General features: G+C 57.1%; 13 protein-coding genes. 1 reads left to right on the top strand and 12 read right to left on the bottom strand.

What is annotated here, in order from left to right; translation table 11 throughout:
* The first annotated feature begins 25 nt into the window (after positions 1-25).
* A complete protein-coding gene (locus U9R25_06045) occupies positions 26-1,462 on the top strand; it encodes a PDZ domain-containing protein (GenBank protein ID MEA3335453.1) in 1,437 nt (478 codons plus the stop codon).
* Positions 1,463-1,717: 255 nt separating this feature from the next.
* On the opposite strand, the gene U9R25_06040 is transcribed toward U9R25_06045, so the two are convergent.
* From U9R25_06040 to ndhC, 12 genes are read right to left on the bottom strand one after another with little or no spacing between them, the layout of a single operon-like run.
* Positions 1,718-3,244, bottom strand: a complete 1,527-nt coding sequence (locus U9R25_06040) for an NADH-quinone oxidoreductase subunit N (GenBank protein ID MEA3335452.1) — start codon at positions 3,242-3,244, stop codon at positions 1,718-1,720.
* A gap of 41 nt (positions 3,245-3,285) precedes the next feature.
* On the bottom strand, positions 3,286-4,839 hold the full coding sequence (locus U9R25_06035) for an NADH-quinone oxidoreductase subunit M (protein MEA3335451.1): 1,554 nt from the start codon (positions 4,837-4,839) through the stop codon (positions 3,286-3,288).
* A 24-nt stretch (positions 4,840-4,863) separates the two neighbouring features.
* Entirely contained in the window at positions 4,864-6,801 is a 1,938-nt protein-coding gene (nuoL, locus tag U9R25_06030; GenBank protein MEA3335450.1) for an NADH-quinone oxidoreductase subunit L, read from the bottom strand.
* Positions 6,802-6,838: 37 nt separating this feature from the next.
* The gene (nuoK, locus tag U9R25_06025) at positions 6,839-7,147 is read right to left on the bottom strand and encodes an NADH-quinone oxidoreductase subunit NuoK (GenBank protein ID MEA3335449.1); all 309 of its coding nucleotides are present in this window, start codon (positions 7,145-7,147) and stop codon (positions 6,839-6,841) included.
* Between the two features lie 12 nt (positions 7,148-7,159).
* The gene (locus tag U9R25_06020) at positions 7,160-7,666 is read right to left on the bottom strand and encodes an NADH-quinone oxidoreductase subunit J (GenBank protein MEA3335448.1); all 507 of its coding nucleotides are present in this window, start codon (positions 7,664-7,666) and stop codon (positions 7,160-7,162) included.
* Positions 7,667-7,711: 45 nt separating this feature from the next.
* Positions 7,712-8,191: an NADH-quinone oxidoreductase subunit NuoI gene (gene nuoI / locus U9R25_06015; protein ID MEA3335447.1), complete on the bottom strand. Its 480-nt coding sequence runs from the start codon at positions 8,189-8,191 to the stop codon at positions 7,712-7,714.
* A 43-nt stretch (positions 8,192-8,234) separates the two neighbouring features.
* Positions 8,235-9,263: an NADH-quinone oxidoreductase subunit NuoH gene (gene nuoH / locus U9R25_06010; protein MEA3335446.1), complete on the bottom strand. Its 1,029-nt coding sequence runs from the start codon at positions 9,261-9,263 to the stop codon at positions 8,235-8,237.
* A gap of 2 nt (positions 9,264-9,265) precedes the next feature.
* On the bottom strand, positions 9,266-11,884 hold the full coding sequence (nuoG, locus tag U9R25_06005) for an NADH-quinone oxidoreductase subunit NuoG (GenBank protein MEA3335445.1): 2,619 nt from the start codon (positions 11,882-11,884) through the stop codon (positions 9,266-9,268).
* Between the two features lie 8 nt (positions 11,885-11,892).
* The gene (nuoF, locus tag U9R25_06000; protein MEA3335444.1) at positions 11,893-13,794 is read right to left on the bottom strand and encodes an NADH-quinone oxidoreductase subunit NuoF; all 1,902 of its coding nucleotides are present in this window, start codon (positions 13,792-13,794) and stop codon (positions 11,893-11,895) included.
* A 58-nt stretch (positions 13,795-13,852) separates the two neighbouring features.
* The gene (gene nuoD / locus U9R25_05995) at positions 13,853-15,676 is read right to left on the bottom strand and encodes an NADH dehydrogenase (quinone) subunit D (protein ID MEA3335443.1); all 1,824 of its coding nucleotides are present in this window, start codon (positions 15,674-15,676) and stop codon (positions 13,853-13,855) included.
* 28 nt (positions 15,677-15,704) lie between these two features.
* Entirely contained in the window at positions 15,705-16,229 is a 525-nt protein-coding gene (locus tag U9R25_05990; protein ID MEA3335442.1) for an NADH-quinone oxidoreductase subunit B family protein, read from the bottom strand.
* A 54-nt stretch (positions 16,230-16,283) separates the two neighbouring features.
* A complete protein-coding gene (gene ndhC / locus U9R25_05985) occupies positions 16,284-16,637 on the bottom strand; it encodes an NADH-quinone oxidoreductase subunit A (protein ID MEA3335441.1) in 354 nt (117 codons plus the stop codon).
* Positions 16,638-16,744: the final 107 nt, after the last annotated feature.

Here is a 16,744-nt window from a genome sequence, read left to right as displayed (position 1 = left end):
AACATCATTCAGGAGGTTTGTATCAATGAGGAAACAGCTTATCACAGGCATCGCCCTGTTGGCCGTTGCCATACTATTGTTGGGCAGCGCCGTAGTGGCTGCCGCCAGCCCAGTCGGTTTTGCTCAGCAGGAAATCAATCCTGACGCTGGATTGGTCATCGTGCAGGTGGATCCCGATGGCCCGGCCGCAGTCGCCGGGATCGTGCGAGGAGATATTCTCCTCGAGGTCGACGGTGAAGAAGTCGATTCGATGTTGGCACTTTCCAGGAAACTCGGTACCTTTGAGAAAGGCCAGCAAGTGGTGGTCACGGTCCTTCACGGTGACAAAGTGAAGATTGTCGGCGTCCAACTCGGTGAGTTGAACCGCCGGCCCTATCTCGGTCTGACCCCCTTTGGGGGCGCGGCAGCGCTCCGCCAGGCCATGCCACAAATGCTGCCCGCGATGCCCGAAGGAGAGGTGGAGATGATGCAGTTCTTCCAGCCCGGCACGCTCGTGGCCGAAGTTGTCCCCGATGGCCCTGCGGCAGCGGCAGGCCTGGAAGCCGGTGCCATCATCATTGCCCTGGATGGTGAGGCCTTGACGCCGGAAAGCGACCTGGCCGACATCATTGCCGGCCATGAGCCTGGCGACAGTGTCATCCTTGAAATCGCAGCGGCAACTGAAGATGGTGACACCGAAGAAATCACTGTTGTGCTCGGCGAACACCCGGAGTTGGATGGCGTGGCTTTTCTCGGCGTGCGATACTCAGCCATGCCCATGGCCGGTTTCCTGCAAAATGCCATGCCCTTCGATCCCGACAGTTTCGAGGGACCATCCCCCCAACGCCAACCCTTCCTGCCAGACCTTGACTTTGATTTCCCCGAAGCTGATCTCACGCAAGGCGCCGTAGTCACCGAGGTTCTGGCAGAGAGCGCGGCTGCTCTGGCTGGTCTTCAGTCGGCCGATGTCATCACCGAGATCGATGGCGAACCGGTCAGCGGCCCCGATGCAATAATCGAGACGATCGCAGGCATGGAGCCGGGCGACAGCGTCGAACTGACGGTCGTGCGCCAGGGTGAAGAAGATCCGTTGACCCTGGAAGCTGTTCTGGGCGCACATCCCGAGGAGGAAGAAAAGGCATTTCTCGGGGTTGCCTTGAGTGGTTTCGCTATGAAACGACTCAACTTCGAGGACATGCCCCACGATGGCCGCCACATGCTGCCCTTTGGCATGCCCTTCAACTTCGAGGACATGCCCCACGATGGCCACCACATGCTGCCCTTTGGCATGCCCTTCAACTTCGAAAATATGCCCCACGATGGCCACCACATGAGGGGTTTCCGCTTCCACATGCCCTTTGATCTGGACCAACTTCCCTTCGACCTGGATGAGTTGCCCTTTGATCTTGATGCGCTTCCCTTCGATCTGGATAAATTGCCGATTCCGACGCCTGATAAAAACCCGGAGGCCCAGTCGATTTGACCGGGTCTGGCTATGCCAGCAACGGGTTAACCTGACTTGATGAACCTGGGCGGGTGTGTGGCATAACCACACGCCCGCCTTCTCTGTTTCGGTGAATGGTTCATGTTCCCCATTCGATTCGCCGGCGGTCTGTTGCCAGCTTCGTCCTGGTGACGCTACGATATCAAGTTTACGGAACTGGATGGGCAAATGATCGTGGGGGCAGATCAGGCAGAGGATAGAAATGGACTTTGGGGAGCCGGTACCGGCAGGTTGTTAGCCACCGAACATGGCTCGTGCCGCCTCGTTGAACCAGGTCGCCCAGGGGTAGGGGTAGATTCCAATCAACACGGTACCGACAGCAGCGATGAAAACGACCGCCGAAACCGCAAGCGAAGATCCAGCCAGCAAGGTACTCTCAGCCGATGCGTCCGCCCCCGCCAGTGGCATGTTGCCCGACCTGCGTGCCAGACCTTCATCGGGCACGCGCCGGAAGTACATCTCCGCCGTCACCCGCAGGTAATAGTAAGCGGACAGCACACTGTTCAATACGCCAATCACCACCAGCCAGATCCATCCGGCCTCTACCGCCGCGCCAAACACATAGAGCTTGGCAAAGAAGCCAGCCAACGGGGGAATACCGGCCAAAGCGAACATGAAGACCGCCATGGCAGCCGCCAGCAGAGGTTGCCGGTCCGACAGGCCGGCCAACTGCTCGCGTGTTACATCGTTGTCGCCCAGGTGTTCCATGGCGAGCACAACCGCGAAGGCACCCAGGTTCATGAAGGCGTACACAAAGAGGTAGAAGAGAACCGCCGAAACACCCTGGCTTGTTCCCGCCACCAGGCCAACCATGGCATAACCGGCATGGGCAATGCCGGAATAAGCCAACATGCGCTTCAGACTGGTCTGTCGCAGTGCGGCCAGATTACCGAGGGTCATGGTCGCTATGGCCAGGCCCGCCAGGGCATAACCCCAAACGTACTGGGCCGACGGCAACGCCCACAGGAATACCCGCACAAATGCTGCAAATGCGGCAGCCTTGGTAGCCACCGACATGAAACCGGTCACCGGCGTGGGTGCGCCCTGATAGGCGTCGGGCGTCCAGGAATGGAAGGGCACCATGGCGATCTTGAAACCGAAGCCTACGATCAACATAGCTGTTCCGGCGTAAAGGTAGAATGCGTTGAGGCTACTGTCGCTGGCCAATGCCGTTGCGATCTCAACCAGGTTGGTGCTGGCAGTAGCCCCATAGAGCAATGCCACCCCGTAGAGAAAGAAGCCGGAGGCAAACGCGCCCAGCAGGAAATACTTCAGCGACGCCTCCGCGCTGCGTGGTTCCTCCCGGTTGAAGCCCACCAGGATGTAGAGCGCCAACGAGAATATCTCCAGCGCCAGGAAGATCACGATCAAATCGATGCCCGACCCCATGGTCATCATGCCGGCCAATGCCAGCAAGAGCAGGGCGTAGTAGGCACCCACCTGGTCGCTTATCTTGGGAATAGTGGCATAAGCAAGAGCAACCCCAAACCCGGCAGCGATCAGGATCACCAGGTTGAACATCATGGCGAAGCCATCGGCCACCGCCATATCCTGGAAGACTTGAGGCTGGTTAGCCGGCAGCGCCAGCCAAACTGAGGTTGCGCCGGCTGCCACGATAGCGATCAGAGCCAGCCAGGGAAGCAAGGGCCGGCTCCATGAACCTTTGCGGTCTATGGCGTCGAGCAAAAGCACCAATAATGCCATCACGATGACAATGGTCTGGGGAAGAATTGCTATGAAATTCAGGTTCGGAAGCGTCATAACGCCATCTCGTGGTGATACATAGTCGACATGTCTGGTGTCTACCGGTTGACCAGTTCTATCCCGCCATTCTCCTGCGGTCCGGCGTCCATCTCCTGAACCAACGCCTGTCCATCCACGCGGCTCAGCAGGCCTTCCACCGAAGGATTGATCTTCTCAAGGAAAAGGTTGGGAAAGAGGCCGATGACGAAAAACATGATTACCAGGGGAACCATGATCAATATCTCGCGGCGGTTGAGATCCTTCAGCACCGCGTTGGCTGGATTGTTGAGCGGCCCCTGGAAGATCTTAGTGAACGCCCAAAGCAGGTACCAGGCCGCCAGGATGATTCCCAGCGTACCCAGGACCGCGTAGATAACGTTGGAAAGCATGGCGCCCGTCAGAATCGTGAACTCGCCGACGAAGCCGTTCAGGCCAGGCAATCCGGCGCTGGACAGGACAGTGAGCAGGGTAAGGGCCGCGAAAACGGGCATTATCTTCCAAAGGCCACCAAAGTCGTCGAGCATTCTGGTATGGCGACGCTCGTAGAGGAACCCGACCAGCAAAAACAATGCGCCCGTACTCAGCCCATGATTAGCCATCTGCAATACAGAGCCCGACACGCCCTGGTATTGAAGACTGAATATCCCCAGGACGACAAATCCCAGGTGCGCCACGGATGAATAGGCCACCAGGCTCTTTACATCCTTCTGCACCAACGCCATCAGGGCGCCGTAGAGAATGCCGATGATGGCCAGCACGATGAAAAGTGGTGCGAATCGTTGGCTGGCTTCGGGGAAGAGGGGCAGCGAGAAGCGAACCAGGCCATAGGTGCCCATTTTCAGCAATACGCCCGCCAGGATGACCGAGCCGGCCGTTGGTGCTTCAACGTGGGCATCAGGCAGCCAGGTATGGAAGGGAAAGAGAGGTACCTTGATTGCAAAGGCGATACAGAAAGCAAAAAACAACCAGGTCTGTATGCCGACCGGCACACCTATCTCGTACAGCGCAGGCAAACTGAAGGTCAGCACACCTGTCTCCTGATAGCCAACGTAGCCCAGGACCAAAATGCCGGCAAGCAACAGGGCGCTGCCGAAAGCGGTGAAGATGAAAAACTTCATTGCCGCGTAGACCCGTCGAGGTCCGCCCCAACGACCGATCAGAAAATACATGGGGATCAGACTGGCCTCAAAAAAGACGAAAAAGAGAATCAGATCGAGCGCTACAAAAACCCCCAGCATGGCGGTCTCAAGGATGAGCATGAGGAACAGATAGGTCTTTACATTGTCTTTGACCGAGTCCCAGGAGAAGAGTATCACCAGTGGCATCAAAAAGGTTGTGAGAAGAACCAACAGCAGGCTTAGACCATCGACGCCCACGATGTAGTTGATGCCTATCGATGGCGCCCAGGGACGGCTTTCAACAAATTGGAAACCGGGATCTCCCGTCTGCCAGCCAAAGAAGAGCAGCAGGGATATCAGGAAAGTCAACAGGGTCGTAGCCAGGGCCAGGCCTTTCATGCCCCGTTCGCCGGGCATGAAGAGCAAGATGATTCCTCCCAACAGCGGCAGGAGGAGAAGGATCGACAGGATTGGAAGATCAGTTAGATTTGACATGTGAAGCCAATTGAATCGCTCGGTTTAGCCGAAAAGGGCAACCAACAGGAAATATCCCAGTACCACCACAGCACCAAAAAAGAGAGTCAGGGCATAGGTACCCACCAAGCCTGTCTGCAGGCGTTGGGTGACGGAGCCCAGCCAGCCAAAGCCGGCAGCAACGCCGTTAACTGCCCGGTCGATCACGTTCACATCGAAGCCGGCATAGAGGAATCCTCCCAACGCCCACAAAGGTTTTCGGATTGCCTCGTCATAGACCCGGTCGAAATAATAACCATTGTCCGCCAGCGTGTAGATGAAACCAAACTTCTCGCTAACGCTTTCACCGGTATCTGCCCGCCTGACATACAACCAGTAGGCAAGGAAGATTCCCGCCAGCGAAACGGCGGCCGATAGCACAAGCAGGCCCACTTCCAGAGTCACGGAAACGTGGTGTTCGTCACCATGCACCACTGGCTCCATCCAGCCATCCAGGGCCGGTAACAGGATAGGAATATTGATCAAGCCGGCAAAGATGCTCAATGCCGCCAGGATGATCAAGGGCCAGGTCATCAAGCCGGGCGCGTCGTGGGCGTGATCGTACAGCTTTTTATCCCGTGGTTTTCCCCAGAAGGAGACGAAAACCATCTTGAAGGCGTATACCGCGGTCAAAAACGCCGTGAATAAACCAATGGCATAGAGCAAATAGTCTCCATCCTCGAAGGCCCCAAACAGGACACCATCCTTGCTCCAGAAGCCCGCCAGCAGTGGAAATCCTGCCAGAGCCGCTGCACCGATGAGGAAGGTCCAGTAGGTTTTTGGCATCTTATCCTTCAGCCCACCCATCTTGTTGATGTCCAGTTCCCCGTGCAACGCGTGCATCACGCACCCGGCGCCGAGGAAAAGCAGCGCCTTGAAAAAAGCATGGGTGGTCAGGTGAAAAATGCCCGCGGCGTAGGCGCTTGAGCCCACAGCCAGGAACATGAAGCCCAACTGGGAGATGGTGGAGTAAGCAAGGATTCTTTTCAGATCGGTCTTGGTCAGAGCAATGGTGGCTCCCATCAACGCCGTCAGGACGCCTATCCAGGCAACCACGGTCAACGTGTTGCCCGCCAGCTCGAAAATGGGGCTGACGCGAACGATCATGTAGACGCCCGCGGTCACCATGGTTGCAGCGTGGATCAGGGCGCTGACCGGCGTGGGTCCCTCCATGGCATCGGGCAACCAGACCCACAGAGGGATCTGGGCTGATTTGCCGGTTGCCGCCAGAAGCAGCAGCATCGTGATGATACCAGCAACGCCCGCCAACAGGGCAGGATTCTGCTCGAGGGCCGCGAAAATGTCGTCGAAGGCCAGGCTGCCTGCCACATCGCCCATGTATTTAAAAATCATCATGATGGCCAGGGCCATGCCGAAATCGCCCACCCGGTTGACCAGAAAGGCCTTTTTGCCTGCGTCACGGGCGGAAGGCTTGTGGAACCAGAAGCCGATCAGCAGGAAACTTGCCAGACCAACACCCTCCCAGCCCAGGTACAGAAGCAGGAAATTGTTGGCAAGCACCAGAAAGAGCATGGCGACAATAAAGAAATTTACAAAGACGAAGTAGCGGGCATAGCGGCCTTCGTCCAGAGGCCGGTGTTCATCATCGACCTTCATGTATTCGATGGAGTAGATGTGGATCAAAAAACCGACCCCGGTGACAACCAGGATCATGATCACCGAAAGGGGATCGATCAGCAATGCGAAATCGGGAGAAAAGGTGCCGATGGTTATCCACTGCCAGAGAAAAACCTGTACGCTGCGGTCATCGGGCGGCAGGGCAAGCAAACCGACAAAAATGCCGACAGCCACCAGGAAGGAGAGCCCGACAGCCAGCGCGCCCAGATAACCGGCCCCCGGTTTTCCGAGACGTCGCCCGAAAAACGCGTTGATCAGTAGAGCTACCAGAGGTGGGATGAAAATTAGCCAGGCAAAGTTGAGCATGTGAGTTTCAGAAAGTGCGTGAATCTTCGATTTGACGCTAACCCTTCAGCAGATCAATCTCGTCGACGTTAGTCGTGTCGCGGTGCCACACCATGGCCATGACGATCGCCAGACCAACAGCCACTTCGGCGGCCGCTACTGCCATAACCATAAACACGAATATCTGGCCGTCCAGTTGGCCAAACTGCCGGGCCAGGGCGATAAAGGTCAGGTTCACCGCGTTGAGCATCATCTCCACACACATGAAAATGATCAGGGCATTACGGCGTACCAGTACCCCGAGAGCTCCGATGACGAAGATGATGGCTGAGAGTATCAGATAATAGTTGGTAGGTATGGTGTCCATTATTCAGACATTTCAAAGTTTCTTTGGTCGTCGGGCCAGCACAACGGCGCCGATCATGGCAACCAGGAGAAGTACCGACGCCAGTTCGAAGGGCAAGAGATACTCGGTGAACAACACCTGTCCGATGGCCTGTACGCTGCCAAAATCGGGCACAATGCCAGTCGTCGGCGCCAGCGCACCCAACACGACAACGATCGACAGTCCGACTGCCATCAAGACAGACAGAATCAGGGCCGCAACCCGGGTCTGGCGGCGTCCGCTGGCAAGGGTGGACCCAGGAGCAAGCTGGCCGCCAATCAACATGATAACGAACAGGAAAAGAACGACGATGGCGCCGGTGTATACGATCACCTGCACCACGCCCAGAAACTGCGCGTTCAGCATGAAATACATCACTGCCAACACGGCAAAATTGAGCAGCAACGCCAGCGCGCTGTAGACCGCATTTCGGCTTACTACCACGCCGATCGCACCGACGAGGGCGAGAAATCCTAACGCTATGAAAAAGAGCAATTCCATGGTCGGTTCCAGATTATGTCAGCAAGTCATCATGACATTGTGGCATCACGAATCAGGACGGATAACCAGGTTCGCATCCTTGGGTTCAAGGAGCACATCCTGGGTCAATATGAAGTTTGCCCGGTTTCGCTGTGGCATCGGCACCGACTGAGTGAGAACGATGGCCTCGGTCGGACAGGCTATCTCGCAGTCACCACAGAATACACAGCGCAACAGGTTAACTTCGTAGGTTTTGGCGTAACGTTCACCGGGCGATCGCGGGTTCCCGGGATCATTTTCGGCGGCTTCTACCAGAATGGCGCCCGTTGGACAGGCAGCTTCACAGAGACAACAACCGATACAGCGTTCCAGACCGTTGTCATAGCGGCGCAACATGTGTTGGCCTCGATAGCGCGGGAACACCGCCATCGGCTCTTCAGGATATTCGAGAGTCACGGGCCGCCTGGTTGCATATTTCAGCGTAACACCCATGGCCTGCGCGATTTGGGCTGCACCTTTTACAACATCACCAAGTCCAGACATCATCACTCCACAGTGAAAACGATTCGTTCACTACTCAGACCGTTGCCTACGTCAGGGCCACGAAGACCGCGGTAATCGCCAGGTACACCAGAGAGATCGGGAAAAGAAATTTCCAGCAGAAACTCATCAGCTGATCGTAGCGCACCCGGGGCACGCTGGCCCTAACCCAGATAAAGAGGCCCAAAACGAGAATGACCTTCGCTACAAACCAGAAAACACCCAGGATCGGCAGTGTGTCCACAAAGGGCCCCTGCCAACCACCAAAGAAGACGGTGACCATGATGGCAGAGGCAGTGATCACATGGATATATTCTGCCATGAAAAAGAGCGCGAATTTGATGCCGCCATACTCGGTCTGGAAACCGGCAACCAGCTCGTTTTCCGTCTCCGGAAGATCGAAGGGACTGCGGCTGGTTTCTGCCAGCATACAGATGAAGAAAATGGGAAAGGCAACCCACAGCCAAAGCCAGTGCAAGATGGAACGATCGGGCGTGACAACCTCAACCAGTTCGACCAGGCTGAGACTGCCAACCCCCGTGGACAGGCTGGTAAGCAATACGATACTTACGAGGATAATCCCCATAGGTAGCTCGTAGCTGACCATCTGGGCAGCCGTTCGCAGCGCGCCCAGAATGGAGTAGTTGTTGTTGCTGCTCCAACCCGCTAGAATCACGCCGTAGGTGCCCACGCTGGCAATAGCCAAAATATAAAGAAAACCGATGTTGACATCCGCGATATAAAGGGAGATCGTGTGCCCGAAGATGGTGATATCAGGCCCGATGGGAATCACGGCAAAGGCCACCAGCGCAGGAATGAGCGCCAGCGCGGGTGCCACGATGTACACCCACTTGTCCACATGCCCCGGAACGAACTCCTCCTTGAAGATGGCCTTCAATGCATCGGCAATCGGCTGAAGCAGTCCTTTCGGACCAGCCCGATTGGGCCCGACGCGGGTGGTCAGCCGGGCCAGAAATTTCCGCTCGTAATAAGTCATATAAGCGAAGCCAAGGAGCAAAACCACGATTAATACCAGGCTCTTGACCGCCGGGATGAGGAGAAGTTCTACCCAATCCATTGTCACTCAGCCTTGCTCAACTGAACTGGAATTCCAATACTGTCGTCGGTGCCCAAAAGCGCCTCCACGGGGGCTCCCAGCAACGAATAGGAAATCCACAAGGTGCCGGGCCGCACCCGCTCATCCAGATCAACGGCGAGAGTCAAGGAGCCGTTGATGGACGAAACGACCACCTGTTCACCGCCAGCCAGCATTTCCCTGGCCGAATCCACCGGATTGATGCCAACAACCAGCGGCGCGGCAATGCCGTAAGTGGCTTCAGTCGCCTGCACCAATGTGCCACTGTCAAATAGAACGTTTCCGCTGGCCAGCCGGTAGGTGGCGGCGCTTCCGGCATCCCTGAAGCCCAGGGTACCAGGAACCACGAAACGCTGCGATCGCCCGCCGCTTTGCCCGCCGTTGCACTGTTTGCCCAGGTCGCCCAACTCACTCCAACTGATGTCACCGTAGCCGGACACTGCTTTGGAAATCTCATCCAGTACGGCCTGGGCGCTGGCATAGGTCCACCGTTTGGGCGGCAGGCCCTCTTTACGTCGTTTTTTGCCCTTGCGGTTTCCGGAGTCAGCGATGTCGCCGACCATCCCCGGCCAGCTCTGGGCAAGCTGGGTCAAGATGCGCCAATCGGGCAAGGCCCTGCTCTGAGGCTTCTGCAGTGCCCTGGGCGCCCTTTGCACCCGTCGCTCCAGGTTGGTGTAGGTCCCATCGCTCTCGGCCCAGCTGACTGCCGGCAGCACAACATCAGCCAGGGCGGCGGTTTCCGTCAGGAACATATCCTGAACAACCACGAATTCAGCGCGTTCTATCGCAGAACGTCCGGCAGGACCTTCTGAGACCGGGTCGCTGCCAACCAGATACAGCGCCGCAAGATGACCACTGCCGGCGGCGTTGAGCATGCCGCTATAGGACAGGCCTTCGTTGGGCGGCAGGGAACCGCCCCACAATCGCCGCAAACGATCGCGCGTTGCTTCGTCGGTGACCGCTGTGTGCCCAGAGTGCTGATGCGGCAGCAAGCCCATGTCGCGAACGCCGACGCTGTTTGCCTCCGGCGCGATATAATAGGTCCTGTCCGCACAACCGGCAAGTCGGGCGAAATTGTCCAGAGCCCACCGGTTATTCTCTCCACCAGGCCCGCTAACCAGTGCCGGTCCATACAAAATGATGGCCCGTTCCGCACCGGCAATCAACTGGGCTACCGCCGACACCTCCTGGCCAGCCGGCTCGTTCCCCAGCCAGGCAACCAGGTCGTCAAATCCATGGGCCTTGGCGACACGCTCCCGGATGGTGCTGACCTGGAGCAAGGCCCGGCTCATCTCGGCCAGCAATTCGACCTCGGCCCCAGGCATGTAGGGCAAATAGGCAGCCGGATACCGGGTGTCCTCGATTTTGCGGGGATGCAAAACGACCAGCTTTGCGCCCTTTCGAACCACCGTTCGGCGAATAAACAGGTCCATCACCGGCAGCTCTTCGGCAGGATCGAATCCCACGAGCACAATGACGTCCGAGTCTTCGACGTCGCGCAGGTTGGAAAGCCCTCGAGGATCGGCGAGCACCGCACTGCCGCCTTTGTGATCCACGTTGTTGGTGCCCACAAGGCTGCGCATAAATTTCTGAAAGAGGTAGGCGGCTTCGTTGCTGAGTTTCGCCGAACCGATGGCACCCACGGCATCGCCGCCCTGGCGTTCGACAATGGCAGTCAGTTGATCGGCCACTACCTCCAGCGCATCCTGCCAGGTTGTCTCCTGAAGCCTGCCCTCGACGTCCCGCACGAGAGGCTGTTTCAAACGATCGGGATGATCCACAAAGCCGTGCACAAAGCGTCCCTTGTCGCAGATCCACTCGTCGTTGACAGCCATGTTCTCGCGAGCGACGATTCGGCGCAACTCGTGCAGGCGGGTATCCAGTCGCACATTGCAGCCCTGGGAACAGTGCACGCAAATGCTGTCGGTGCTTGTCAACTCCCAGGGTCGATATCCAAAGCGGCTGACGCGATTGGTAAGGGCGCCAACGGGACAGAGGTCGATGATATTGCCACTGGTTTTGGCGTCAACCGGCTCGTTGGAGAACTTTTCGATGACCGTTTCGCTGCCCCGGTGATAGAGGCCAAGCTGCGGCTTGTCTTCCCATTCATCGAGATAACGGATGCAACGCCAGCAAAGGATGCAGCGCTCCTGGTCGAGCAGAATCAGGTCACTGATCGGGTAACGCTTCTGCTTGTGTACCTTGTCTTCTGAAAACCGCGACTCACCAGAGCCGTGAGCCATGACCTGGTCCTGTAAAGGACATTCGCCCCCTTTGTCGCAGATGGGACAATCCAGTGGATGGTTGACGAGGAGGAATTCCAGAGTATCCTCTCGGGCCTGGGTAGCCGATTCACTGGTGTAGCGAAACTTCATGCCGTCCGCCACCATGGTGGTGCAGGCCGTCACGATACTCCACCGCCCCCCCCTGCCCTCCATCTCCACCAGGCACATGCGGCAGGCGCCCAGGGGATCCAGCTTGGGATGGGCACAGAAAACAGGAATCTCTATGCCGAGATACTTGCGGGCCGCCTCCGACAGCGGGACTCCCGCAGGTACCTGGTACTCGATATCGTCAATGGTTATGGCAACAAGTTCGGACATATCACGAATCAGGTTCGCACATCTGGTGCTACTGTGCCAACATCAGGCCTGTAGATCGCCCGCACTGGCAATTGTGGGGCCTTGCCTTCCGGATTGCTCATTTCGATGTAACGCTCAAAGTCATCCCGGAACAGTTTCAGCATGCTGCGTAGCCCCCAAACCGCTGCCGGTCCAAAGGGGCAGAAGCTCTGGTGCTCGATGGGATAGGTCAGGCGTTCCAGAGTATCGAGGTCTTCCTTGATACCCCTGCCGTGTTCAATGCGCAACAGGATTTTTTCCAGCCATGCCACACCCTCGCGACAGGGCGAACATTTCCCGCAGCTCTCCTCGCGGTAGAAACCGACCATACGGCGGGTCACCTCGACGATGTTTTCCCCTTCGCAAATGACGATGATACCGCCGGAGCCAAGCATCGATCCCAACGAGGCAATCGTCTCGAAATCCATGGGTTCATCGATCAGGTCTACCGGCATGCTTGGCGCGGAAAGCCCGCCGGGAATGATGCATTTAATCGGGCGGTCGTCAATCGTGCCACCGGCAAAGTCGTAGATCAGCGACCTCACCGTCGTCCCATACGGCAGTTCGTAGACGCCGGGCTTTTTGACCGATCCACTCAGGCAGTACAAGGCAAAGCCGGGTGACTTTTCGGTTCCCCACTGTCGGTACCAGGCAGATCCGTTTTTGACGATGTGCACGACCTGGGAAATGGTTTCAATGTTGTTGACAATGGTGGGCTTGGCGTAAAGCCCCTCAATTGCAGGAAAAGGAGGCTTGAGCCTGGGATGGCCGCGAAATCCCTCCAGTGAAGAGAGCAAGGCCGTCTCTTCGCCACAGATATAGGCGCCAGCCCCTCGATGCACCGTGATCTCCAGATCGAAATCGCTGCCGAAGATGCCCTTGCCGATGTAGCCAGCATCCCGGGCTTCCGCGATAGCTTTTTCGAGTCGCCGGGCGCCAAAGAAGTACTCACCCCGAATGTAGATGAAGGCGCGGTTGGCCTGACAGGCATAGGCCGACAGGATGATCCCTTCGATCAACTGGTGGGGGTCATACTCGATGATCAACCGGTCCTTGAAGGTGCCGGGTTCGCTCTCATCCGCATTGACGACCAGGTAGCGAGGGAAGACTCCCTCGGGCAGAAACCCCCACTTGACGCCAGCGGGAAAGCCTGCACCACCGCGACCGCGAAGACCGGCATCACGTACTGTCGTTTTAACCTCTTCGCCGCTCATCGTGCCCATGCCCACGACCTCTTTGGCCGTCTGATAGCCACCATCCCTTTCGTATCCGGCAAGTTCGTGGCTATCTGCCTGGTCGATCCTCGCCAGGATGAAGTTTGTCTCTGGATGGTGATCGTGGTGAAATGGGCCAATGTCGCGGCCAGGCAACGGGCTGGATGTGGTGCGGGGAACGCTTCTTTCCGGTACCGGCAACTTGTTATCCGGCACCTCCGCCAATTGGCGAAGTTCTCTCAGGACAGCGTCGATTCGCTCGTCGGTACTGAGATTCTCGTAGTAGCGAGACCAGTTGGATTGCCGCTTGGTGACACTGACCACGGGCGCCGTGGCGCAGGACCCAAGGCATTCCATGTGATCCAGAGTGAACATGCCATCATCGGTGGTCCCACCCCAGTCCACACCCAATTTTTCCTTGAGCCGGTCCGCACACAAACCGGCACCCCGCAGCAAACAGGGCACGTTGGTACAAACCTCGACATGGTAAGTCCCAACTCTGTTCTGCCTGAGCATATGGTAGAAGCCGACAAAGGCCTGCACCTCAGCCGGCTCGATATCGAACAACGCGGCAACCTCTTCCATGGCTTCGTCGGGAAGAAAACCAATCTGCTGTTGAACGGCCTCCAGAGCGGGACCCAGTGCGGAGCGCTGCTGTCCCTCAGGATAACGGGCCATCAATTCTCTTATCTTATCGCGTGTCTTATCAGAAAGAAGCATGTCTTGCCAGTTCGATCTAGCGGTCAACTTCACCGAGCACGATATCGATGGAGCCGATGATAGTGATCAGGTCCGAAAGAAAGTGCCCGCGAGCCAGCGTGTCTGCCGCAAAGATATTGACGAAGCTTGGACCCCGAACCCTCAGGCGATACGGGTGGGCGCTGCCATCGGAAACCAGGTAATAGCCAAGTTCTCCCTTGGGATTCTCATGGCCGACATAAACCTCGCCGGGTGGTGGTTTGATACCTTCGGTCACCAGTTTGAAGTGGTGAATCAGGGCCTCCATGCTATGTTCAAGCTCAGACCGGACAGGTAATGCAACCTTCCTGTCGCCTGTCATCCAGGCTTCACCCACCGTGGCCCTGACATCTTCCATGGCTTGTTCGACTATACGAAGGCTCTGGCGCATCTCCTGCATACGAACCCGATAGCGGGCGTAACTGTCCCCTTCGGTGGCGGTCGGCACTTCAAAATCGTAGCGCTCATATCCGCTATAGGGAGCCAGCTTGCGCAGATCGTACTTGACGCCACTTCCCCGCAGCAAGGGGCCGGTCAAACCCAGGCTGAGCGCATCCTCGGGGCTTAGCCTTCCGACACCCTCCAGCCGCTTGCGCAGGATGATGCTGTTGGTCAGCATACGCTCGTATTCGTCCAGCCGGTGGGGGAAAAGCTCACAGAACTCATCAACCTTGGTGTAAAAGGCCGGAGGCACATCCTTCCACAACCCGCCCGGCCGCACGTAGGAGGTGGTCATGCGGGCGCCGCAGATCATTTCAAAGATATCCAGAATGATCTCACGTTCTCTGAGCGCGTAGAAGAGAATGCTCATCCCCGTCCCGCTGGTATCCAGGATAGATGTCGCCAGCCACACCAGATGAGCGGCAATGCGCTGCAGTTCCCCGACAACCACCCGAATCGCCTGGGCGCGCGGGGGAATCTCGACATCCAGCAGTTTCTCCACTGCCAGCGCATAGCCCAGGTTGTTATTCATTGCGGAGGTGTAATCCATCCGATCGGTATAAGGAACAAAGTCCTTGTAACGGACATTCTCGCCCTGCTTTTCAAAGCCACTGTGCAGATAACCGGTGTCAGGGTAAACGCTTACCAGAGTCTCGCCATCGAGCTCAACCGCCAGCCGCAACACACCATGGGTCGCCGGATGGTGGGGACCCAGGTTAAGCACCATGTGTTCTTTTAAGTCAACCCCCTTGGGCAACGGGACCTGGACCGGAGAGTCATCCCGAATCTGCTTGCCGAAGGAGGCAAATTCCGGGTCGTTCCAGGTCATACTGAAGGGTACTTCTTCACCCCCAAGGGGATAATCCTTGCGAAGTGGATGCCCCTGCCAATCCCACGGCATCATGATACGCCGCAAATCGGGATGCCCCTCGTAGTGAACACCCATCAGATCGAAGGCTTCCCGCTCCATCGGCAAGGCGGCTTTCCATAGCGGATAAAGGCTCGGAACGGTTGGCCGGTCATCGGGCCCTTCGGCTGGAACGGTGAGGCGGATTCGCTGCTGATTCGAAATGGAAAAAAGGTGATAGATGCCGGCAAAACGCCCGGACCCGGCAGTTTCAGATCGCCGCTGTCCTTCTGGCAACTCGCTACGGTCCAGGGCAGTCAGGTCTGCCAGGTGTACAAATTGCCAATCGGGATCATCGCGGAGAAATCGAGCCACATCCAGAAAACCGGCGGCCCTGAGGGTGAAATCAACCTCGCCGCGAAAACGCTCCACGTCAAGGAGGGCATCCGGGAAAGAAGCCTGCAACCTGTCAGCTAAATTGTCCTGCCAGTCGTCTGTTTTATCCTGAACCGTGGCGGGTGTGGGATCGGTCATTCATCCAGTCCATCAAAACAAGCGTGTACTAACCCATCTGGCGGCCCCTGGCCGCTTCCATGTATTGTATCTCGTAATCGCTGAACTTCTCACCCTTGATTTTTCTCTGCAGCAGCATCAATCCCTCGAAGAGTGCTTCCGGGCGAGGAGGGCAACCGGGCACGTAGACATCCACCGGGATGATCTTGTCTACGCCCTGCACGATCGCGTAGTTGTTAAAGGGACCGCCCGCGCTGGCACAGATTCCCATCGCGATCACCCATTTGGGTTCGAGCATCTGATCGTGCAGCCTCTTGATAACGGGCGCCATCTTGTTGCTGACCCGGCCCGATACGATCATCAAGTCAGCCTGCCTGGGTGACGCCCTGAAGAGCTCGGAGCCAAAGCGGGAGATGTCGTAGCGGGAAGTACCGCTGGCGATCATCTCGATGGCACAGCAAGCCAGACCGAACAATAGAGGCCAGACCGAGTTGGACCGGCTCCAGTTGACCATGCTCTCCAGCGATGTTACGACAATGCCATCATCGCTGCCAAGTTTTGTCTCAAGTCCCATGAAACCCTCTGTCCGGTTTAACTATCATGCAAGTCCACATTCAATCAGATCCCCTTACCACTCCAACGCTCCCTTGCGCCATACATAGACGAATCCGATGATCAGTATCGCCAGGAAGACTGCCATCTCGATCAATCCAAAGAGCTTAAGTTGGCGCAGGACGACGGCCCAGGGATAGAGAAAGATCACCTCGATGTCGAAGAGAATGAAAAGCACGGCAACTACGTAATACTGAACCGGAAAACGCCGCCGGGCATCGCTGTAGGGCAACACACCGGACTCGTAGGCCTCCATTTTGGCCTTGTTCGGTCGCCGTGGGCCCAGAACAGCAGGCATGACCAGAGCAATCACAGCAAATATGGCCGCGAGGACAATCAGAATGAAAATTGGCAGATAATCAACTGGCACTGCTGTCTCCGGTTTCGAGGGATGGGTGTGGAACGGATAACGTTGTCAACCCCGTTTTTTCCCTGCGCACAGGCGCTGGGATCAACGGTGGGCCTGTACCGAACACC

The sequence above is a fragment of the Chloroflexota bacterium genome (assembly GCA_034717495.1).
GTDB lineage: Bacteria > Chloroflexota > Anaerolineae > JAAEKA01 > JAAEKA01 > JAYELL01.
Note: the sequence above shows the minus strand (reverse complement) of the source record. Positions and strands in the feature narration are given on the sequence as shown.